Genomic DNA, 24,452 nt, shown 5'->3' with positions numbered 1-24,452 from the left:
GAAATTGTCACAACTTTTTGTCAGCCAATGTACGCCATTACTTCCCTTATCCTGCACATTTTTTTTTCCAATAATACGCTTACCGGAGAAAGTTAATCGCCTTGCTGCCACAAGTGCTGAACCTGCTTGGAAATACTCGCTTTGATCTGTTCGGCCCCGCTTGTCCACTGCTCCATATCGACAATGATCAACAAATCGGTTTGATTCGCTTTCCAGGAGGCCGCATCTTCCGTATGTATGGTTAGGGCAATGACATAGCGGAATCCCATCCTTTTTAAATGAAGCGAGAGTGCTTCCAACTGGTCTTTCATGCTCACAGCTGTCATGTAATGAAGCGCCGGGTACGTCACGACCCTTCCTTTGTAAGGAATTTCGATGGTTTCAAGTGCATCGCGCAGCTGTTCCAGCGCTGTTGTCACGCTTGCCGGTTCTTCGAACCCCGTTAGTCCCGTTACCGGAAGCAGGCATGTATCCAAGTACGGTTTCAAATCGGGCCAATCTTGTGCTGGAATATCATTAAACTTCAAAAGGACTTCCCCCTCTATCTTTTGCCAAAAAAGCTTTGGCTATGTAACAATAGCCATGGCTACTTGTACACTTTAATCCGTCATTACGCGGCTGTCAATTGAACTTCCTGTTTGTCCGCGCAAAGCTTCAAGCGCATCCTCCAAATCCTGCTCCTTCACGACAAGATAAGGACTCTCCCATTCCCCATCCAAATGAATGTACTGGACATTTGCCGGTTTATACGTTTGGTAGGATTTCATCAAAGCTCGCAATTCATCTACCGGAATGTCCGTTTTAATGGAATTCCCCATAATCTCAAGCACTTTGGACCATGCCGTTAAACCGTTCAGTGATGTCAAGTTATCCAGCAGCTGATTCAGGACAATCTGTTCCCGCTGGTTTCGCACGATGTCCGACGATTCCGCCGTACCTAAATTAGATTTGCGGTATCGAATAAAGTCAAGAACCTGCTTGCCATTCAAATGCTGTATACCTTTATTTAACCGAATATCCGTACCATCGCTGTCGTCCTGATAACGCATATCCATATCGACGTCTACCGTCATGCCGCCGAATTGATCGACGAGTTTGCGAAAACCGTCAAAATTGATAACAGCCATATGGTCAATGGGAACTTGATACACCCTGCTAAACAATTGTTTGGTTTCCTCAAGGGCCGTCTCTTTATTTTTATTATAATAATAAGCGTAGAAATAATTTGCTTTATGGGATGTTTCTAAGCCGGATTTATCCGCCGTAATCTCGAGATCTCTCGGAATCGACACGACGGTCCCTTGATGGGTGACAGGATCGACGCGAAAGATCATCATGACATCCGTATTCTTTGATCCCTCGCTGCCCTCGCGTTCATCCGTAGCCGTAAGCAGGAAAGTAAGCGGTTTTTCTTCTTCCTCTGCCCGATTCGATAATTGGGAAGTCTGCGTTAGCGTGACTTTGCCTGTGTTCGAACTATTTTTCGTTGCGTCTGCTGGGGCAGCCATTTGATCAAGCGTTTGGTTCCATTTATTCATTAGAAATGCGGCATAACCGGTCGCAGATCCGGCAAACAATAATATCACAAGCACAAAAGCCGTTAAGACCTTACGCTTCCTCATGCTTTTCAATAGCTTTCTCATCGTTTTCTCCTTTTGTTCCGCAGTATAGTCTAATTAATGGACGCACGGCTGAACAAAATAGTTCTTTTTTATCCTCTTTACAGCAAAAAAAGACATGTGAAATTGTTCACACGTCTTCTCTAAGTTGCTTTGCCTGCCAGCATATTCATTTATCCTGAAGATTGCAGCGTTTTTAGCTCTGAGGTAAGCGCAAGGAATGTCGGTTGATCCCCTTTAGCTAACGCAAGGTCAATCTCTTTGTAGAGATTTTGTTCTTTATATTTGCGAATGGCGTCATCCCAAACCATTTCCGCGAAAAGTGCCAGCAGCGCGTTGTTAGATACATTCATTTTTCCCATGAGACCTACCTCCAAATGTTGTACGCGGTTTGTCAGGAGCTTCTTTTTCGCAAAAACATGAAAGTCCGTTTCTAGGTGTCTGCCAACCCCTGTGTGCTCCTACTTTATCATATTCATTCGGTACAACAGCGCTTCCTTCAAAAGCCCGATTGAACAGGAATGTGTTTATACCTACTGCTTGCCGTCCGATTTGAATCGCGCGCTCTCTTGATCCAGCAAGAGAACTACCTTATCTTCTTCCGCAACAAAAGTGCCTTGTACGACTTTAGATCCGAGTTTGGTGACTTGTACCACCATGCCCTCCCTATCGTTTTCACCGATTCGAATGAGCCCCAGATGCATCATCATTTGCAAAATGCGCTTTTCTACAATTGATTCCGAGCTATCATAGTAAAAGGGCTTTACCAATTTACATAACACATCGCTAAGGGATGCCATGGTGACCCATTGCCCGCTAAGCCGGTCAACCCACCCTGCGAGGCTTTGCACATTGGGAATCGGATTCTTGTACAGCCGGAGCCAGAACTTGTACACATCTGCCAGATTTTCTTTTTTGCCTTCCAGCAAGCGCGCTTTCCCTTCCTCCGTCAATTGAAGCGTTTGGGCCTCTTCGCTGATCAACTGGCGGTAATAGCAGTAATCATAGATGAACGAGAATCGGTTCGGGTAATCTTTAAACATACGGCCATACCCGAAACGCCAAGCGCCCTTCGCCACCATATCCTCCTGAACCGACAACCGGTCGAGGATTTGCTGCAGCTGCCGCTTATACATGGATCCTTCCGCTGTGAGGAGAATCTCCTGCTGATGTGAAATATACGTCAAGAAATGAAAGATATCATCCACCAAAAGCGTCTGCTCATCCCGATATACAGTTGGCTCGCCGGTCAGCTTTAAGCTTTGCTTAAACTGTCCTGTCAGCACCTCGCTAAATTTACGTTTTAAATCATTAGGCACATGAAACAAAAATTTCGTTTGCTGGGAATAGCCGTTAAACAGCCAGCCTAGCTTCTTAAATTTAATGACCATGTCGCGGGGATTCCAATCATCCGATCCTTCCTTTTGAAACCGTGACTGCCCAACTCTAGCGATCAGCTCTTCGATGCTGAACGCATTGCGAGGATCAAAGAGCAGTGAATTTAGGAAACGGATATCTTCGATGTTCAACTCTTGAATATGTTTCTCGAAAATCTCTTTGCGCAGCGCCGTGCTCAAAATAGACTGAATCAAATCATTCTTAGAATGGCCATTGCATTCACACTCGTAAGTATGCGCAATTCGGCCTAGCTCGTGAATATCGGCGTAGCTGAGCATGTCCGCAAGGTTCATTTCCATCTACATCCCCCATTTGGCGGAGCTTCCCGCTCCTTGGTTTCTAGTAACCATTATGGGATTTTTTCCCGAAAATATTCCAAACGGAACAAAAAAAGCATGACTCTGCTTACAAGTCATGCTTCCGTTTCAGATATTATTCATGTACGGTTTCCAAGTGAGATAAACAATTATATAACTCAAGCTTCCACCCGTTTTCTTGACGCGTCAGGATGGTTAAGGACGTATTTTGCAGGAATTGCTCACTGTCCATGCGTAAAACGCGGAGCACCTGCACAATGAACCCGCCATGAGAAACCATTAATATTTTTTGGTCCGGGTAGGCCTCAAGTATTTCTGCCTCCAGCTCCGACCACCGTTTCCAAAGCTCATCGTCCGACTCCTGGCCTAGTTCCTGAAGCTTCCATTCCGGCCCCCAACGCTCTTCCCTTTCGGCAACGGTCGTTCCTTCCACCTGACCGTATCTCCGCTCACGAAGCCTGCTGTCCGTACCTATAAGGGGGATGCCCGACAGCTCCGAAATAATTTGAGCCGTTTCTTTTGCTCGTTTTAAGTCACTGCTGATGATCCCGTCCCATTTTTCATTGGCTAATCGGCGTCCAAGCAATCTGGCTTGCTCTCTTCCTTCGTCGGTCAAATCCGTATCCAGCTGCCCTTGCAGTTTGCCTAAACGATTCCACTCCGTACTTCCATGCCGGATGAAGCCAATTGTTGTCATTTGAATGTCCTCCATGTTTCTCTAAAATGAAAAATGCTCCATAAGGAGCACTAAGTTTTCGTTCGCGACAACCAGTTCATAATAAAGATGGTTGCAATTAATCCTAGAATGGAAACAACCAGCAAATAATGCGGGTAGGAGTGAATCGGCCCTACATGAAATCGTAATGGTTCCATGAAGCTGGGATTCAAACTTGCCACGGCATCTACCATCTTATGGCCGTTCATAGATTCGGTGCCGGTCGATTTCATCGCTTGAGGCGCTTGCAGATCGAACAAGGAATTATCAGCAGCAGCGATGGATGACTTCGGCGTGCCTTCATAGACGACAGCAAACAAAAAGCTGAACACAAATAAAGCTAAACAGAAAGCAATGACAGCTGTAAGATTACGGCGAAGCTTATAAGAGATCGTATACATGCGCTCAGCAACGGGAATACGCCACGACTCGTCCTCATAGATACGGCTCATGACTTTGCCTGATACCATCGGTTCATAATCCGGAAGCTCGCTATCCAGAGCAGCCGTACGAATGAGTATCGTACTTTCCTCCCAGATCTGAAATTCTTCTGCACATTCGGCACAACCCGCAATATGCGCATCTACCGCGGTACGTCTCAGGTCATCATTCGGCAAATCCCAATACACCCCAAATAATTCCTGGATCTCACTACACTTCATCGCTGTTTCATCCCTTCGATTCTTCGAATATCGGTTCACTGAAGTAAGGGTCCAACTGTAACTTGACTGACGCTCTTGCCCGGAATAATAAAGACTTCACCGAACTTACAGTTTGGCCTAAAATGTTGGCGATTTCCTGATAATCCATCTGGTCATACTCTCTCAATATCAAAGCAGACCGTTGTTTCTCTGGCAAACTATTAATCGCCTCTCGAACCATCGATACTTTCTCGTTGCGCAGCATAGCTTGCTCCGGCATAGCATCAAAGGATGCATGCGGGGTCAAGCCGCTTTGCTCTAACGAAACTTGCACACTTTTATTTTTGCGCAGCTCACTCAAAACCGTATTCCGGGCAATTGTATACAACCAGGTAGAAAAGGAAGCCTCAATTTCACGAAAGGAATGCAAACTGCGATACGCTTTATAAAACGTTTCATTACACAAATCTTCAGCGATAGCTTCCATTTGTGTGCTTTTGAGCATATGAAAGATGAAGGCAAGGATTTTACGCTCGTAACGACGCATAAGCTCGTTATACAGCTGAACATTTCCATCCTTGATTTCTCTGATCAATTGGGAATCGGTCATTACGTGGCGACCCTCCTAACAGTTCCCCGGGTACCACTCCAACTGCTCATACATGTTGTACTGCGGTTAGAGTGAAAAGTTGCGTTCATTTGTAAAAAAAACGTGAATGGATCTTTATGTAAAAAGCATGCCTATTAAATGCTTCTCGATTTCTCGTGAAATTCCTGCTCTATTCGACAAATTGTTGAAAAAAATTCATATTTACGACTTGTCTGTTACAAGCGACAGTCCACCCTAACCATTATATAATATTTTCAGAAAAATATGGTATATATGAGCAAAAAAAAACTACAGCGGAATAACCAACATACTGTGCTTGTTTTCAAGGTTTTGTAGGTATGCTAGGGGATCTTTTCTAAATCTTCTTCGCAGTACACTTTCGTTTAATCTGTTGTTCCAGCGTTCTTTTTGTTGTTTGTAATTTTCATAACAAACAAGACTTAACCTGTTCGTCAAGTCTTTCTGTTGCAATGCATCATCAACAAGCACTACGTACTCTCCATTGCGAAGTATGTATTCATTCCAGCTCCGACGGCCTGTCATCCGTCGATGACGGGTCTTCGTCTGCCTGAAAAACCGTTCATGATCATTGTTCGTTCGAGGTAAGTGGCCATGATCGTAACAAGAAAATAAACCTTTCCAGAAACCTTTTGTGTAGCTCGTCACATTCTTCACCATGGAAACATCTGTATCCCGATCGTAAGTTCTCCATAACCACTCTAGAATGGCTTCCATTTTCTTGCGCACCGTGCTGCTGGATTTATCTTCAGCTGGTTCTAACGCAGAGACGATGCGCCGAATTGGATCCATCCATCGGCATACTTCCTGAAATTGATTCTCGAATGTATTAAGTTTACTGAATATTCTGACTATGGCTTGAAGTATGGAGGGCCCCTTTTTTACTCAGGCACTGTTCCAGTGAGGCCTGAATGGCTTTGGCATTTTGATAAATTCGCATTCCTGGCAGATCCAGCGGCGGATTTCCGTCTTCTAGCAGCAGAGACCGTACTGAGGCAATGTACCCCTTAGCTACCTCGGTCTCTACGGAGTTCTGAGATTCTATTTTTCGTTCAATTTCTCGAATCCCACGAAGGCTTTTCTTGATCTCTGTTTTAAGTTTACGATCTAAATCTACAACAGGTTTTGCAATGTCTTTCAGGTAATGGTACTGACAGTATTGGTAAGGAACATGGGGCAGCAAGGTTTCAAATGCTAGACGGATAGACTGTTGCCCATCACTCACAATACCAATAATAGGATAGCCAAGCTCGACGATGGGACGAATAAGATTTTGTAGTTCTTCAGAGGAGCTACTTTTCAAATTTTTTGCGCTCAGTACAGTGCCGCTAAACACTTCGCGAATCACATAAAGCGTTTCATTCCCCTTCTCAGGTTGAACACCGTCCATGGATAGCAACAAACCTCCGTTTTGTTCAGAAACGCTTTTTAATACTTCACGGACATGTTGATCAACACTTGCGCCAAGTAGTGCAAGATACCGCTCGTACAGCATCTGTGCGTTTCGATCTGTCGTTTTGACACCGAGGCGGTTTAGTTCGTCAGCAATTTCTTGACGTGTCATATGATGTTTAAAGCGAAGTTCTCCAACAAGACACAATACATCGAAACCGTATGTAGTGAATTTCATGCAGAGTTTTTCTGCTTCTGCGGATCGGAAAAGAGCACCGAAATGAAGACATTGCTGGTTTGGACAGCGGTAGGACATGCTCCATGCGAAAATTACGCCTTGTAAAGTAGCAATTTTCTTTTTCCATGCAGCATGTGCTCGTGTAAGTTTTGTCTCGCAGTGAGGGCAGTTCGTAATTTCAGGACGAAAATATATTGTTTTTTCAGGAACAATTCGATTTTTTGGACGCATTAGAAACCCCTGTTTTTAAAGTAATAGTTACCTTATTACTTCGATAAACAGGGGGTGAAAACCTTCAGTTGTATAATTATTCCGCTGTAGTTTTTTTTCTTCGCTAAACCAAGTGTTGCCTTCCAGTGGGCGCAGACTGTCGGCCTTCCCATCGTTACTAATTTCGAGGCTCCATCACTTTCAGGCCTACTACCTAACTGTCTACGCTTAGCACCCGCCATTACTGGCGGTAGCCCAAGACTCGCTATTGGCGGCATGGCTTTTGCCTTTCCAAGCAGGAGTTCCACCTGCTAAATTACACGACTTTACCATTGGTCGCTCGCGCCCTGTAGTTCCCCTGAGCTCAGAATGTGCTATTCTGCTTCATTTCCTTCCTTACCGGGCGAAGCGCAGCGTTCCCAAAACAGACCGGAACTTCTCAGAGTCCCGGTCCTTATTCTACCTATCCAACATTCTCAAACGCCCATCCCATTACGCATATTATTGAAAAATGGCTTTTGCTACGATTGCAAGGTCTACAATGTCTATCTTGCCGTCATGGTTCACATCCGCTTTTTCGTTCCAACCCGCCTGACCTTGATCTATACCGAATGCCGCGGCGACAATCGCCAAGTCGCCTATAGTGACGCCACCTTGTCCATTAATGTCTGCAGAAATTCGTTTGGCGTCGAACGCTTGAACGGCTGCATCCAGTGCGGCCTTCGCGCTGTCAACCTGTTGCTGAAGAGCATTCCCATTGTTTGCTGTTGCACGTGCTGCATCGATTGCTGACTTAAACTGCAATTTGGAGCCTGCTGCATACAATCCGTCTCCGTCGCCTTCCACTGCAGCATCGTATTTTGCCTGAGCACTATCGATTGATGCATTCAGAAGCGACTTATCTACGGATGCACGGCTGATTTGTACAGCCTGGGAGGCTTCGCCGACCCGCAGTTCATCTCCCTGTCCGTTGGCAATCACAACATGATCAACTAAAATGGTCGTGATAGTTGCCTGAGCTACAGATTTGGCCGCAAATTTGAGTACGAGCACATCGCCTTGGGCAGGCACGTTGGCACCTACGCCAGCAGCCACAATCCGGACTTGCCCAGGTGCTGTCTCCTTTTGGTCGATGACTTGGAATCCGTCCTTCAGCGATGCCACCGACTCGAACTTCAAAATAGTCGGATCATAGAGAAGCGTCGCATCTTGCGCATATACCGTCTGGTATCCGCTTTGCCAAATATTGCTCAATCCCAGCTTTACATCGAAAGTTTGGCCAGGACTAACCTGCTTTAACCCTGTCAATGTAGACTGCGGCACGGATGACACTGCATTTACAGTAACGTTGATGTCGGTTGTCACCGCTGCGTTGTTCGGATTGGCTACGCCAAGAGGCAGGCTAACTGTTCCATTTACTGTGAACGTTTGCTCTGTCTTGACCTCAGGAATGTAGCCTGTTCCATCAACATTCCAGAGAACATTGGCATTTCCTTTTCCAATATCGGTAATAAGTTCTACGGTTTCAGGCAGCCCAAGGGCGCTGGCAGTCCTCGCCGTTCCGTTCGCCACCCCGGTAACGTCAGCCGGAGCTATGACACTTACCAGCTTAGGAGGCATATACTCAATATAATCGATATCAGGGGCATAGGCGGTATCGTTGCTGAATTTTATCGTGTTCTCCCCGGCGTTCAGCCGCAATGTCACGGATTTTGTTTGGCCAGTTGTCCAATTGCCTGCGGCTGCAAAATTTATTGTTTCCGCTGCCCCTCCATTGACAGATATGTTCACTGCCCTAACTTCTCCGGAGTAATATCTGATATTTACCGTATAATCTCCTGCAATTGGTGCCGTCACATTATTAAATGTAAGCGTATTTGCAGCACCATTCCCGATCCATCCTACTTTTTTGCCGTTGGAAGCGGTTGATTCGCTACCGATACGAACGGCTCCGCTCAAAGTGTTGGCAGAGGACTCCGCCTCGAACTTTGTCACGAAAATTGGCGTTGGCGGAATTGGAGTTCCCTTAACTTTGAGAAGTACAATTCCGTGCGCAGGGACATTTACATGATAGGAATTTGCAATTATCCCTTTATCCTGATGCGCCCACAAATCCCGGACCGTTACGTTGGTATCAAGACCGATATTGTCCCAATTTACTGACATATTCACTGCAGTGTCTCCACGATTCAGCAAGCCGACTGCTTTTTCTCCGCTGTTGGCAGAGCCGAGCGGCTTAACCCATACTTCCTGATCGCCATTATCGATCACGCGGGTTCCTTGAATACCTGCCGGATCCTGATCGATAGCGATGACCTCTGTATTCGTCAAAATATCCTTCGTTTGCTGAGACATCGTGCGTAAATCATTACCTGCAATCAGCGGCGAAGCCATAATCGACCACATGCTGAAATGCGTTTTGTCCTCTTCATAACTCATGCCATTGCCTACTTGCAGCATATCCATATGGTTAAAGTGACCGGGACCTGCATACTGTGCCAGATCCGCATTTAGATCAACGATATCCATGATTGAACTGAATTTCGGAGCAATGTCTCCCGATACACGCCATTGATTGCCTACATCCGTCACCCAAGCGCCTGGAAATCTCCAATTGCATACTTCGAACATAACCGGAATTCCCGTTGCCAAAATATGATCTCGTATTTTGGTATATTCCGTTTGAGGGCTCAGTCCCATCTTGTCTGCGCCGCACCAGTCAACTTTAATAAAATCGTATCCCCAGGTTTTAATAAACATATCAAAATCTTGTTGACGATGATCGTAGCTTCCATCACCTGGCTGCGACAAGTCATCGGCTTTATCCCAGTAATACCCGCATGTATTTCTGCCTGCATCGGTATAAATCCCTGCTTTCAAGCCTTTCGAATGGATATAGTCCGCGACTGCTTTCATACCGTTCGGAAATCTAGAATTCGGTTGCACAAAGCCATTCGCGTCCCGGCCCCCAAAAAATCCATCGTCAATATTAATATTCGTGTAGCCCGCCGCTTTCATTCCGCTGTTGACCAGCGCATCCGTTTCCTCCTTAATTAATTGCTCATTAATTTTAACTCGGAATGCATTCCAGCTGGACCATGCCATCATTGGCGTGCGACCCAAGCCATTCTCGAGCGCATGAGCCGGTGGTGGCGGCACAATATTGCTCATGAACAATAAACAAGCAATGACTAGAATGACTGCGATCCTTTTCAGCAAATTCTTCATTTCTATGGCTAACATTTGTAAATCTCCCTTCTGTCGCAGCTCCAGACTTTCCCGATTTACTCAATAATTCTACTAGCAATGAAAACAAGGTCTTCCAGACCGATTTTGCCATCGTTCGTTACGTCGGCTTGCTTCACCAGCTCCCAATCCGGGCTGCTCGAATCTTTGCCATAATTCGCTGCCACGAGGGCGAGATCGCCAATGCTCACTTTGCCGTCATGATTCACATCGCCAGGGATGCCTGAGTTAACGACCGGCGTCACATTGATCTTCATAGAGGAAGCAGCCGCAGCCGATTCCGTTCCCTGCCCATCAGCCAGTATCGCGTTGGATACTGAGATCGTGCTTTCCATCGCTTGTGACACTGCTTTCGCCCGAAACGTCAGCTCCAGCAGCTGCAAATTGCCGGTAATCGCATGCGAAGCGCCTTCGCTGGCCACAAGCATGCGGATTTTGCCGGGCGTATCCTTACCCGCCCACAAAAGGCTGATTCCTGACGGCAAAGACTTCGCAGATACGAATTCCAATACGTTGGCGTCATAATCAAGCGTAATATCCTCCGCATACACAGCATGCGTAACGTTGTTCAGCCCGATTTGTACGTTGAAATCCTGGCCTGCAACGACGGAGTCCACCGCCGTTAAACTAGTTACCGGGACGAAGCCGCCCTCACGACGAACAGGGATGATTTCATAGATTTGAGGCTTAACGTCGCCGTCCCACTGTATTCTCACTTCCAAGACATGCTCATAATTAGCCGTATTTATCACGTTGTACGATTGGGATAGCGCACCCGCCTGATGCCAGCCGCTTCCATCTCTTACCGATACTTCGGCATTAGAAATGCTCGTTGGATTTTGCAAAATAATCACTTGGCTTACCTGAGTAAATTTGGACAACTTGTAGTTCAAATAGCCGGGCTTCGCATCGCCTTTTGGCGTGTAGAACGTAGATAATTTATGATCCGTTGTGTAATAAGCCTCTTTCCCCGTGTCCCCCTGTGGGTTTACTTGAAAAGCAGGAAGCTCGGTTCCGGGCTTATCCAGACCTTCATTGACGATGATTTCATTAAGCGCGAGCCAGGCATTGTAGTTCTCAGTCGATATCAATCGAATGTATCTAGCCGGTTTATTATTAACCTGCACACGCTTAAATCGATACGGTGCCACAAAATCAGGGAAATTCAAACTCCGATCACCCGGATTGTTGAACGAGTGAATCGTTTCCCACGTCGTCCCGTCTACCGATAGCTGAAGATCGCCTTTTCGGAAATAATCGCTTTCTCCGTCATTAATCGCCACTGCCGCATTTTGCACATTGACGATACCTCCCATATCAACCTGCACGTATTTGCCGATGGCCTGCTTGCTGCCAAACCATACTTTTACATCCAATTTGCCATTGTACACATCTTCCAATTTGCCTTGATAAATGCTGTCAAAGTTATGCGTGATGACTGGATCCGTGAATTTTTGAAGTTTAATCGCCAATCTGGTCAAATTAAAGATGAGTACTTTGTCAGTATGATTCATTAATCTGACATAGGCAGCGTTCGAATATGGACCACCGGCCGTGACCGGCTTCCATTCAACGCCATTTTCTGAAACCTCCAGCGCTGCTTCCGAAGTGGTGCTTTCAAGGACAATATCCGCTATTTGTTCTATCGCTGTTAGTTTCATTCCAACATACTGAGCGGGCTTCAGCGTGACATTGTTTACATCGGGCAGCTCAGCGGACACAGCTGAAGTTGTGATCGCTGTTCGCATAAGCTCAGGTACGTTTGAATAGATGCCTGCTTTGCCGTCGTTTGCATTGACCGTAAATTCTCGAACGGCCGTCCATAAATCAGGCTTGCCCCCGGGGATACCGGCATGCGTCAATCGGTATCTGACGTATCTTGCTTTCAAATCAAGCTCACTAACCGCAATATGAAAGCCGGATCGCTCAGCTCCGATCGCCGTCCAATTTTGCCCGTCTTCGGAATACTCCAATATCCCTTTCTGGAATATGTCAAAATCAGTATCTGTTCGACCTTGTACGATATCAATATCATGCACCGGAATCGATTTACCGAAATCAATGCCATACCAATCGCCGTTCTTTTGTACGGTCTGAATATAGACGTTCGTATTTTTATTTCCATCGATCATGAAATTCAGACCTGTAACTGCCCCATAAGAGCTCATCGCGAGCGGGATGACAAATTCCGGATCAATGGATGTGTAAATCTGCATTTCCAGCTTTTGAATCAACGTGTTGGCAAAAGGCACTAATCGCTTTGTACCTGCTTCTACCGTTACTTCAGTTGCGTTCACTTTAGGAGACTTGAATGTCTTGGATTCCGACATAGCACTTGACGATTTAGCAAGCTCTTCCCAAGCGGTTTTCAAATCTTTATTTTGCAACGCCATAGCCGAACTTGCCGCGTATTTACTGGATGCTACGACATCATACAAACAATTTAGCCATGGATTGATTTCATCGAGCATGCTGGCATTTTGACTTTTTACACTAAAATCCTTAATTGCACCCAATATCCGATCGAATTCAACGATTAATTGTTTCCCTGTTTCCGCCGTTGCTTCGCCTATGGCAAATTGGTTCAAAAACAGCTCGAGCTGTGCCTTTATATCTTCCGATTCTTCAAAAATCACACCACGGCCGTTTGGCGACGGATCACTCAAATGGCGGGCTATGATCCCGAACTCATTAGCAGCCTCTGGCGCAATATACTTGAATGAGTTCAACCAGCTCTGATCCGCGTTGAAGCGATCGTTGTTCCATGAATAATCGGCTGCTGCGAATAGCGCCGTTTTGGATAACTCCGCTTGTTCCAACGGGTTAGAGACAAGTCCGGAAATATTATGCGTTCCAGGCTTTAATAGCTCTCCTTTGCCCAGTAAAAGCCTTGAACCCGCATATCCGTTCACAGGCCAATTCAACCAGATATATGGATCTCTCCCGATCTCATTTTTCACCCATTGCATATCTGTCGTGTTAACGGAGCCAATCACATCTCTTCCTGTCCACATGATTTCAACATTCGCAGGAACATTTCTTAAGGCTTGCAGATAAGGCTTGCCGCTTTCTCCTGTCCATGCCTGATTGTAGAAGGGCGGACAATAGATCAATGATTTGATATCACCTTTGGCGGCCACCCAGTTTGCAACATCTGTGACCAGCTTCACGTGTTTATCTTTATCCGTCAGAGATTGCGTTGTGGAGATATCATCCATGAATAAGCCAAATTGACGGACGCCTACACTGTACAGCTGATCTAACTTAGCTAACAAAGTGGCCAACTCAGCGTCATACGTATTCCAGTTGATCATGCTGAAGCCGGGGTGAATCGCCCAAATAAATTGCGTTTTGGATTCATGTCCGACATCGACGAGCTCTTTGACTTTCGCCAATTCGGCTGCAGGATATAGCGTTCTCCAAGCAGTGTTATGATACGGATCGTCCTTTGGCGCGAAGATATAGGAATTCATTTTCAATTTCCCGCCAAAACGCATTAAGCTTTTACGATCCTCGTGCGACCATGGGATTCCGTAAAACCCTTCGATAAACCCCCTCCATTTGGCGTCGGAATAGTCTTCGTATTTCACGGAATTTACGTCTTTCCCAGGAATCTGATCGAAAACCATCTTTAATGAAGCTAATGCATAATAAGCCGAATCCGTCGAAGCTCCTAGGATCGCTATGCTCCCTTTTGCTTCAAGCTGTTTGTCGATCTCCAGCACATAAGCGTCATTCTTGGAGAAAATCGCCGGATCATACGGAATGTGAGCATTAAAGTAAGTGTCAACAATTCCATTCGAGCCTCTAGTACCTACGATTATGTTGGTTTTATCCGATACGACTGCCGCGGATTTCGTCACTCTAAGTGATTTGGACGCCAGAATTTGATTCAAGAAATTTTCCGTAGAATTATCCACGGTAGGTTCAATAACGACGTTCACTTCATCCGTAATTGTAAAATTCGTCCCTGCATACGTTTGCTTTTGAGGCAATGGGTAAATCTCGTAATTGCTGCTTGCCGTTGCAGCTTCAATCGCAGCATCGCTTGCCGCAGCAGCAGCATGGGGTAAGCCAGAAAAGCTGCTCACTAACATCAATGCTGCTGTTAAAAGGACGATTGTCTTTTTAGGCATTTCATTATGACCTCCTACTCATTTCACCTCACGACATCATAAGAGCAGCGAAAGATACGTAATGTATCTCTCGCTGTATGGCCAATCCCTTTTACTCAATAATTCTGCTAGCAATGAAAACAAGGTCTTCCAGACCAATTCTGCCATCGTTCGTTACGTCGGCTTGCTTCACCAGCTCCCAATCCGGGCTGCTCGAATCTTTGCCATAATTCGCCGCCACAAGAGCGAGATCGCCAATGCTCACTTTGCCGTCATGATTCACATCGCCAGGGATACCTGGGTTAACGACCGGCGTCACATTGATCTTCATAGAGGAAGCAGCCGCATCAGATTCCGTTCCCTGCCCATCAGCCAGTATCGCTTTGGATACCGAGATCGTGCCTTCCGTCGCCTGTGACACTGCTTTCGCCCGGAATGTCAGCTCCAGCAGCTGCAAATTGCCGGTAATCGCATGCGCAGCGCCTTCGCTGGCCACAAGCATGCGGATTTTGCCTGGCGTATTCTCCCCCGCCCACAAGAGGCTGATCCCTGACGACAAGGACTTCGCAGACACGAACTCCATTACATTGGCGTCATAATTAAGCGTAATATCCTCCGCATACACAGCATGCGTAACGTTGTTCAGCCCGATTTGTACGTTGAAATCCTGACCTGACACGACGGAGTTCACCGCCGTTAAAGTCGTTGCCGGGACGAAGCCGCCCGCACGACGAACAGGAATAATTTCATAGATTTGAGGCTTGACGACGCCGTTCCACTGAATTCTCACTTCCAAGACATGCTCATAATTTGCCGTATTTATCGCGTTGTACGATTGAGATAAGGTACCCGCCTCATGCCAGCCGTTTCCATCCCTTACCGATACCTCGGCATTAGAAATGCTAGTTGGATTTTGCAAAATAATCACTTGGCTTGCCTCAGTAAACTTGGACAACTTGTAGTTCAAATAGCCGGGCTTCGCATCGCCTTTTGGCGTGTAGAACGTAGATAATTTATGATCCGTTGTGTAAAAGGCTTCTTTCCCCGTGTCCCCCTGTGGGTTTACTTGAAACGCAGGAAGCTCGGTGCCGGGCTTATCCAGACCTTCATTGACGATGATTTCATTAAGCGCGAGCCAAGCTTCGTTATTAGCCGTTGAAATCAACCGGATGTATCGGGCCGGCTTATTAGCGACTTGAACGCGCTTATAGCGGTATGGAACCTCATGATCAGGGAAATTCAGACTGCGATCTCCCGGATTGTTGAAACTGTGAATCGTTTCCCACGTCGTCCCGTCTACCGATAGCTGAAGATCGCCTTTTCGGAAATAATCACCCTCACCGTCGCCAATCACCACAGCAGCATTCTGCACATTGACGACACCGCCTAGGTCAACCTGTACGTATTTGCCGATGGCCTGCTTGCTGCCAAACCATACTTTCGCATCCAGATTACCGTCATATATGCCAGCAATCGTACCTTGATAAATACTCTCATAGTTATGGGTAACGACGGGAGCACTAAACTTTTGCAGTTTAACCTGCAAATTCGTCAAATTAAAGGTGAGTACTTTGTCTGTTTTATTAACTAATCGGACATAAGCTGCGTTCGGATATGGTCCCCCTACCGTGACAGGGCTCCATTCATATCCATTTTCCGAAACCTCCAGCACCGCCCCGGCATTTGTGCTTTGCAAAGCAATGTCGGCAATTTTTTCAATCGACAATAGCTGAATCCCGACATACTGCAACGGCTTCAAGCTCACATTGTTCAGATTGGATATTTGTGCCATGACATCCGTGCTTTTTACACTCGTTTGCGCAAGCTCGTTTACATTCGAATAGAGGCTTACTTTTCCATTTTTTGCATTGACCGTAAATTCTCGAACCGCCGTCCATAAATCAGGCTTCCCTCCGGGAATACCGGCATGTGTCAACCGATATCTGACGTATCGGGCTTTCAGGTCAAGCTCGCTAACCGCAATATGAAATCCGGATCGTTCGGCTCCGATCGCCGTCCAATTTTGCCCGTCTACGGAATACTCCAATATCCCTTTCTGAAAAATATCAAAATCAGTATCGGTTCGACCTTGTACAATATCAACATCATTGACCTGAATCGGTTTGCCAAAATCAATGCCATACCAATCGCCATTGACTTGAATCGTCTGGACGTACACATAGGTTGATTCTTTGCCGTCGATCATTTGATCTAAGCCTGAGACCGACCCGTAGGAGCTCATTGCAGTAGGAATGATAAAATCAGGATCCAGGGTTGTATAAATGCGAGCATCCAGTTTTTGAAGCAATTCATTAGCAAATGGAACTAACCGCTTCGAGCCGGCTTCCACCGTGACATCCGGATAATTTAATTTCTTAATTTTGTAATTTTTGGAATCAGACATCGCATTCGCCGCTTTGGCCAGCTCTTCCCACGCTGAACGCATGTCTCCGCTTTGCAGCGCCATCGCTGACTTTGCTGCGGATTTACTGGATTCCACAACACCCTGCAAGCAATTGAGCCAGGGATCAATTTCGCTCAGCATCTTGGCGTTTCTGCTTTTTGCTCTAAATGAAGCAATGGCATTCAAGATTTGATCGAATTCGGCAATTAATTGATTTCCGGTTTCAGTCGTTGCTTCCCCCTTGTTAAACTTACTCAAAAACAGTTCCAGCTGTGCCTTAATATTTTCGGATTCCCCTAGTTGGGACCCGTGTCCGTTTGGCGACGGATCACTCATATGATAAGCGATCGTATTGAGCTCAGGGGCGGCCTCCGGCGCAACATACTTAAATGAATCCAGCCAACTCTGACTGTCATTAAAGCCGTCGCTGTTCCATGTGAAATCGGCTACGGCGAACAACGCAATTTTAGATAACTCCGCACTCCCCATGGGATTAGAGACGACACCGGAAATATTATGCGTGCCAGCCTTCAGCACTTCGCCTTTGCCCAACAGAAGTCTGGCATCCTTGTAATCGTTAACCGGCCAATTCAACCATACGTACGGGTCTCTGCCGGTAGCATTTTTCGGCCACTGCATATCGGTCGTGTTTACGGTTCCGACAACACCGCTTCCTGTCCACATGATTTCGACATTTGCCGGAACCTTACTTAACGCTTGGAGATAAGGCTTGCCGCTTTCTCCCGTCCATGCTTGATTGTAATACGGCGGGCAAAAAATGAGTGGTTTAACGTCCCCTTTAGCTGCTGCCCAGTTCGCGACATCGGTAATGAGCTTTACATGTTTATCTTTATCCGTCAAAGATTGTGCCGTGGAGATATCGTCTAGAAATAGACCGAATTGACGAACCCCTATGCTATAGAGCTGATCCAACTTGGCTAACAAGGTTGCCAGCTCAGCGTCATACGTATTCCAGTTAATCATGCTGAAGCCGGGATGAATGGCCCATACGAATTGGGTTTTGGACTCTCGTCCGACATCGACGAGTTCTTTGACTTTCGCCAGTTCATCGGCCGGGTACAGCGTTCTCCAAGCCGAATTATGGTACTGATCATTTTTAGGGGCAAAAATATAAGAATTCATTTTGAATTGCCCGCCAAAACGCATTAGGCTTTTGCGGTCTTCATGCGACCAAGGGAATCCGTAAAAGCCCTCAATGAAGCCTCTCCATTTGGCATCGGAATAGTCTTCGTATTTGACTGATCGCAACTCTTTCCCGGGAATTTGATCGAAAATCAATTTCAATGTCGCAAGCCCGTAATATGCCGCATCGGTATTGGCTCCCAGTATCGCGATGCTCCCTTTCGGCTCCAGTTGTTTGTCAATGTCTAACACATAGGCGTCATTTTTGGCGAAAATCGCTGCATCGTTGGGAATATGAGCACCGAAGTAGGTGTCTACATATCCGCCGGAGCTCCTTGTCCCTATAAGAACGTTGGTTTTATCGGATACGACAGCCGCAGATTTCGTCACCCTCAAAGATTTGGAGGCAAGCACTTGATTCAATAAATTTTGCGTGGCTGCATCCACGGTAGGTTCGATAACGACGTTAACTTCATCCGTGATTGTAAACTTCGTCCCAGCATAGGCCGTCTTCTGCGGTAAGGGGTAGATCTCATAAGTACCGCTTTCGGCAGATGCTCCCATTGCTGTTCCACTTGGAACAGCATTGGCGCTAACCATGCCCGGCACAAGACTGGATAGCATAAAGATCGCTAGAAAGATGCTAATTAGCTTTCTCGACATCTCGTTAATCCTCCTGTTACTCCAAAAGTTTCCTAGCCAGCCATGCAAGATCTTCGATGTCGATTACTCCGTCAGGGACAACGTCCGCTGCTTTAATCATCTGCCAATCCGGGCTGTTGGCATCTTTCCCGTAATGCGCAGCGATCATAGCGAGATCGCCGATGCTTACTTTACCGTCACCGTTGATGTCTCCTGGTACGCCAGGGACGACAACTGTGAAACGAATGTCTAACGATGAGGAAACAGCTTGCGTTTCGGTTCCCTTTTCATCTGCCAGCGTGGCATTGATGACAGCAATCGTACCTGCCCCATCTTGAATAAGCGGTTTCGCTCTAAATGTCAGCTCAGCTACTTGGGCAGTTCCTGTAACCGCATGACCGGGACCTTCGCTTGCTATAATCAGACGAATCTTGCCTGCCGGCTCTTTCACGATTCGAACGATTTGCACCTGATCCGCGAGCGGTCTTGCCGATACGAATTCCATGACATTCGCATCATAATTCAGCGTGATGTCCTGTGCGTACACATACTGCGTCACACTACTCAGCCCGAATCCAACGGTAAAATCAGTCCCTGCCTGAACGGTTACAGCACCAGTTAAGGTGGATGACTGCTGTACCTGCTGCGCGAGATGATACGTAATCGTGTATACGAGGGTCATCTTGCCGTCCTCTGACTTCGCAATCACCTTAGCCGTGCCCGGAGCCGTAACCGCCGGAACTACTGTAATGCTCGTATTGTCTTCCCCAATGCCGGTAATTTGCGGAAGGCTGGCTGCGCTAGCTACATTCACGCTGTACGCATAGCTGCCCCCTGTTTGAACAAAGTCGCGAAGGATGCTCTTTCCATCAAGCATGATGTCTTTGACCTTCGCTTCGCTGAGTGTCTTCGGCTGCTTGTTGAATATTTTCAGCTCCGTAATAGCTAAGCTCTTACCTGGCTTCGCGACCATATTCAGTCTCAGCGAAGTCGTCTTCACGCTGTCGAACGTATAGAAGTTGGCCTGTCTTAAGGCCGGTGCTGCTGGCACACTCTTTAAGCCTGTTACATCCACCCACGTATCGCCAGACTTATACTGGATCTTGAAGGAAGCAGGGAACGATGTGCCGCTGTCCTCAAACCAATGGACTTCCATATTGTCTACATCGTATTCCTGCGGCGCATAATCTCCGAACGTGATGGATACCCAATCGCCCTGACGCGGTGTGCTCTGCCAATTCGTCCAACGATTTTGCGGCGTTGCCTCGTAAGAGATGACATCATCATTGATCGACTCAATGAAATCATTGGAAGTCGGTCCTCTATTCGTGAACGAGGCTTCAGCCTTCGGATAATCGTAGCCGTTTTTGGACCTGCTTATATTTAGCTCGGATCCTATTTCATCGGTTACCCGGATATGCGCTTTTGCTTTGAACCCCGTACCAGCAATCGTACCTTCGATGTCAAATTCCCCTACACTTGCTGTACTTCCGGCTGGAATGTCCCCCCAAGCGGCAGCTCTCTGCTCCTCAGTTCCGTCACTGTAAAATACTTTTACTGTCTTCGGTAAATTGGGCATCCGGTTCTTCAGTACGGCCAGCGTAATATTTTCTGCTGCTAGAGCGCCCTTAACAATCACCTTCGCCATCGCTTTGAGCGTTGTTCCCTGCACAGTACCTAAGACAGTAAACTCGCCCAATTTATTGTAAAGGGCAGGATCGATCGTATCCCACGTGACGTTCACATCCGCTGGACTACCTTCATTAAAATTAGCTGTTACCGTTAGCGGCAAAACAGGAGCATAGCCCTTGTCTACAACGATATTCACAGGATTTAAGCTGATCATCTGCTTCTCGGTCGCCATATGAACCGTGTATATCGCGTCTGTCAAGCCATTTTCCGATGTGACATAAATTTTGGCCGTACCTGGCAATTGATAGACCGGCAAGATCATAACGGATGCATGATCCCCGGCCGTTGCCGTCAGCTCAGGCATCTTGCTGCCATATGGCAAGCTGAGCTCATAGCTTTGTTGATCCGGGCTGAAAGCACTCAACAATTGGCCATTCACCGCAATCCCGCTAAGTTTAGCGGTTGAACCCATTACCAGCTTATCCGCATTGACCTCGACCTCTGTCAAAGCAACAAACTTGTTCGTTTGCGATGCGATCATGTGGAATTTCAGCTTATTCGTCCTTACTGCGTCGAAGGTGATCGTGTTTTGGCCAACGACGTACGGTGTCCGATTAACTTGATGATCAACATTCACCCATGCTGAACCGTTCCAATACTGCACCGCCACACTTTGCGGCACTACCGTATCTCGATCCGTGAACACGAACAAATTGAGATTATTAATGGCGTACGACTCGCCAAAATCCACCGTTATGGAGTCGCCATCATTACGTGGCGTGCGTGTCCAATTCGTCCATCGGTTGACAGGCGTATCGTTATAGCTTTTAATGCCGTCATTAATATGGCTTAATTTATCATCCGGATTCGTGAACGATGCCTCCAGAAGAGGATAAGAAGAACCCGCCTGAGCGCGCATGATGTTAACGGAATTGCTCTCGCTAGTAACCCTGATTGAAGCTTCCGCCTCAATACTAAGTTCAGCCACGCTGCCCTTTATGACAAAGGTTCCCTCCTTAGCAATAAGATCTGCCGGTATGGCGTTCCAGATAACCGCCTTTTCCTTCGTCGTGTCGTCACTGTAAAGTACAGTCACCTTCGATGGCAAAGCCGGACTAACGCCGACCTTCGTTGCCGTTGAATACGGCTTAACCGCTGCTGCGCCTTTCACTGTTACCTTGGCTTTTGCCTTTTCGGTTATCCCCTCTACCGTACCCTCGACATCAAATTCGCCGACTTTCGCATAAAGGGCAGGGTTCACTTGCGCCCAAGTGACAGACTTCGTGGCAGCGGACGAATCGCTGTACAATACTTTCACAGCAGCAGGCAGTACGGGCGCCTCGTTAACCTCAACGCTTACATGGACGAGATCGAACCCGGCCACCGTTTTCGTATCGCGGTCAGCGGCCGGTACGGTAATGACCCTAACGGAACTGCCGGTTAGCCCTGCGGCCGCTGCGTTCAGAACGATTTCGCCAGCTTGCTTGTCGGATTGCAGAATCGCCAACGCTTTGCCGCTAAACGCCTTCCGTTTGTTATCCTTATAGCGCTCAACGCTTGCCGCATTTCCGTTATCAACACCCGCCAGCTTGCCGCTGCCCGAGAGGCTGAATTGAATCAGATTGTCGGCTGTAGGCACAATTCTACCGGCGCTGTCTACGATATCAGCCGTTATAAAAGATAAATCCGTGCCATCTGCCGTAATGACCTGCTTGTCGGCCGTCAATCTGACCGCTGCAGGCTCGCCTGCCGTTGTCACCTGGTCTCTGCCGATAATCGTTCCGCTCGCATCCTTGGCCACTGCTTCTAAAGTGCCCGCTTCATAAGGAACCGACCACTCCAGATAGGTCTTTCCAGCCGAAGTTTCCTTATAGGCAGCCCCCCAAGAAGTTGTCTTAGATTCATAGCTGCGCTCGCCTAACGATCTGCCGTTTAACAGCAGCTCTACCTTCTGCGCGTTCGTATATGCCAATACCCGGACGGTATCTCCCTTTTTCCAGTTCCAATGTGGAAGCAAGTGTACCATCGGTTTATCGCTCCATTGGCTCTGATAGTAATAGAAAATATCTTTCGGGAATCCGGCCGTATCGACTGCGCCGAAGTAAGAGCTTTTTGCAGGAAAGGAATTATAATAAGGAGTTGGCTCGCCAATATAGTCAAAGCCTGTCCATATAAACTGTCCTGCGACATGTTTCAGATCACGGTCTCTTTTCCACGCATCCTCGGCCGTTCTGCCCCAGCTTACATAGTCATTGTCATACGAGGATTGCTGCATATCCGCATACGTTGTGCTCTGATTCGATTGATTCGGGTGCGTATACACCCCGCGCGAACGCGTTGCCGATGAGGTTTCGGCGCCATAAATGATCCAGTTCGGATTTTGCTGATGATAACCGGCATAATTATTTTCGGAATAGTTAAGACCGACAATATCTACAGCATCGAATATCGCTTTAATGTTCGCGTTTAGAGCTGTTACATTGACCTTATCGCCTCTTGTTTTATCCTCGCCGATGGTGGTTGGCCGCGTTGTGTCGATCTCTTTCACCCATTTAACCAGATTACGGGCCGTTGTGACTCCGCTGGCACTGGTTGTATCATAAATTTCATTGCCCAAAGACCACATGATAATCGAAGGCTCATTCTTATGGTTATCAACCATCTCCTTCACGTCATGCTCTCCCCACGTGGAAAAAAACCTGCCGTAATCATACGTTTTCTTCGATTGATTCCACGCGTCAAACGCTTCCTCCACGACCAATAGACCTAAGTTGTTACAGGCTTCTATTAGCTCCGGGGAAGCTGGATTGTGCGTAACCCTTATGGCGTTCACACCCATATCCTTCATAATTTGCATCTGGCGCTCTACGGCACGATAGTTCGTAGCTGCGCCCAGCGCACCCAAATCATGATGCATCGATACCCCATGCAGTTTCATATACTGCCCATTTAACGAGAAGCCGTTATTCGGATCAAATGTAAAATACCGAAGCCCGAAACGTGTTTCATACATATCCACAACTTGGCCGCCAACCTTTACTTGTGTGACAAGCTTATATCTGTAAGCGTTATCGATACTCCACAGCTTAGGATTCATGATTTCAGCATGATCAGCAAAATTTGCAACCACCCCGGCTTGAACGGTTTGCTCCGGCGATTCGACAGATGCTACAGCTGCCCCGGCACTGTCCACAATCGTTGATAGAACCTTTATTTGCGCTGCTGCGCTTGTTTCATTTTTCACCTTTGTGCTAAGGTTGACACCGGCTTTGTTCGCTTTGTAATCGTTTTCCAAATTAGGTGTCGTTACGAATGTACCGTATCTCTCCACGTGGATGGGATTCGTTACAGAGAGATATACGTTTCTGTAGATCCCGCTGCCCGAATACCAACGACTGCTAGGCTGGATGTTGTTCACTTTCACCACGAGTACGTTTTCCCTGCCGTCCGTATAGGCCTTTCCGGTCACGTCATACGTAAAGGCATTATAGCCGTACGGATAGGTGCCCAGCAGCTGCCCGTTCAGATAAGCCGTACTGTTCATGTATACACCATCAAAGTCGATAGAAATCCGCTTATTTTCCAACGTGGTGGGCAATGTAAACGTTTTGCGATACCACCCGGTACCGCCATCCAAAAAGCCCCCCTCATGCGTAGCAGGAGACTGTGCATTGAAATCCAGCTCCACACTCCAGTCGTGCGGCAAGCTCAGCTGCCTCCAGGCTGAATCGTCATAGCCGGGCAGCTGCGCCCCGGTGAGGCTCCCGCCCGTTTCCCTTTGGAAACGCCAATTTTCATTGAAATTGAGCCTCCTTTCTCCGTTGTAACTAACGGCTTTGCCCGTTGCGGCAGCATGGATATCCGAAGCTGCCGCCTGCTGCGCTTGCGCAATGGGTGGGGGAAGCATATTACTGGAAAGCAAAACGCCAATCAAACAAAATGCTGCAATCATTTGCCTCTTCACTTAACATCCTCCTTCATTTTCACCTTTTAAAAAGACTAGCTGCACAATGTCAAAAACCACATCATGCCTCTAGCCTTGTCGCTACCGCCAATCATATAGATACAAATTGTATCGCGCGCTGCATGCGGAACCCTTCATTAAGAATAAA

Annotated in this window: 13 protein-coding genes; all 13 read right to left on the bottom strand. The window is 47.1% G+C overall.

The genetic code is table 11. The features are described 5' to 3' along the window. Nucleotides 1-92: 92 nt before the first annotated feature. The 13 genes from AC3WRW_RS01025 to AC3WRW_RS00965 all read right to left on the bottom strand — a co-directional run bounded on the left by AC3WRW_RS01025 (nt 93) and on the right by AC3WRW_RS00965 (nt 24,304). Nucleotides 93-527: a DUF2487 family protein gene (locus tag AC3WRW_RS01025; RefSeq protein WP_492544123.1), complete on the bottom strand. Its 435-nt coding sequence runs from the start codon at nt 525-527 to the stop codon at nt 93-95. A 72-nt stretch (nt 528-599) separates the two neighbouring features. Then, nucleotides 600-1,622, bottom strand: coding sequence for an LCP family protein (locus tag AC3WRW_RS01020; protein ID WP_492544121.1), 1,023 nt, complete (start codon nt 1,620-1,622; stop codon nt 600-602). 170 nt (nt 1,623-1,792) lie between these two features. Then, nucleotides 1,793-1,981: an IDEAL domain-containing protein gene (locus AC3WRW_RS01015; protein ID WP_167053825.1), complete on the bottom strand. Its 189-nt coding sequence runs from the start codon at nt 1,979-1,981 to the stop codon at nt 1,793-1,795. Nucleotides 1,982-2,152: 171 nt separating this feature from the next. Continuing rightward, entirely contained in the window at nt 2,153-3,310 is a 1,158-nt protein-coding gene (locus tag AC3WRW_RS01010) for a hypothetical protein (protein ID WP_492544279.1), read from the bottom strand. 139 nt (nt 3,311-3,449) lie between these two features. Next, the gene (locus AC3WRW_RS01005) at nt 3,450-4,031 is read right to left on the bottom strand and encodes a histidine phosphatase family protein (protein ID WP_492544119.1); all 582 of its coding nucleotides are present in this window, start codon (nt 4,029-4,031) and stop codon (nt 3,450-3,452) included. 50 nt (nt 4,032-4,081) lie between these two features. Next, on the bottom strand, nt 4,082-4,711 hold the full coding sequence (locus AC3WRW_RS01000) for an anti-sigma factor family protein (RefSeq protein WP_492544117.1): 630 nt from the start codon (nt 4,709-4,711) through the stop codon (nt 4,082-4,084). A gap of 7 nt (nt 4,712-4,718) precedes the next feature. Further along, a complete protein-coding gene (locus tag AC3WRW_RS00995; protein ID WP_171682068.1) occupies nt 4,719-5,300 on the bottom strand; it encodes an RNA polymerase sigma factor in 582 nt (193 codons plus the stop codon). 288 nt (nt 5,301-5,588) lie between these two features. After that, the gene (locus AC3WRW_RS00990; protein WP_492544115.1) at nt 5,589-6,110 is read right to left on the bottom strand and encodes a hypothetical protein; all 522 of its coding nucleotides are present in this window, start codon (nt 6,108-6,110) and stop codon (nt 5,589-5,591) included. Nucleotides 6,111-6,153: 43 nt separating this feature from the next. Beyond that, on the bottom strand, nt 6,154-7,179 hold the full coding sequence (locus tag AC3WRW_RS00985) for a transposase (protein WP_492544113.1): 1,026 nt from the start codon (nt 7,177-7,179) through the stop codon (nt 6,154-6,156). A gap of 480 nt (nt 7,180-7,659) precedes the next feature. Next, entirely contained in the window at nt 7,660-10,401 is a 2,742-nt protein-coding gene (locus AC3WRW_RS00980; protein WP_492544111.1) for a cohesin domain-containing protein, read from the bottom strand. Between the two features lie 41 nt (nt 10,402-10,442). Next, nucleotides 10,443-14,540 (bottom strand): beta-N-acetylglucosaminidase domain-containing protein, encoded by a 4,098-nt coding sequence (locus AC3WRW_RS00975; protein ID WP_492544109.1) that lies wholly within the window; start codon nt 14,538-14,540, stop codon nt 10,443-10,445. 91 nt (nt 14,541-14,631) lie between these two features. Beyond that, a complete protein-coding gene (locus AC3WRW_RS00970; protein ID WP_492544107.1) occupies nt 14,632-18,729 on the bottom strand; it encodes a beta-N-acetylglucosaminidase domain-containing protein in 4,098 nt (1,365 codons plus the stop codon). Between the two features lie 16 nt (nt 18,730-18,745). Beyond that, nucleotides 18,746-24,304 carry an Ig-like domain-containing protein gene (locus AC3WRW_RS00965; protein WP_492544105.1) on the bottom strand — a complete coding sequence of 1,853 codons (5,559 nt, stop codon included), beginning with the start codon at nt 24,302-24,304 and terminating at the stop codon, nt 18,746-18,748. Nucleotides 24,305-24,452: the final 148 nt, after the last annotated feature.

This window comes from Paenibacillus sp. FW126-R14 (assembly GCF_058789495.1).
Note: the sequence above shows the minus strand (reverse complement) of the source record. Positions and strands in the feature narration are given on the sequence as shown.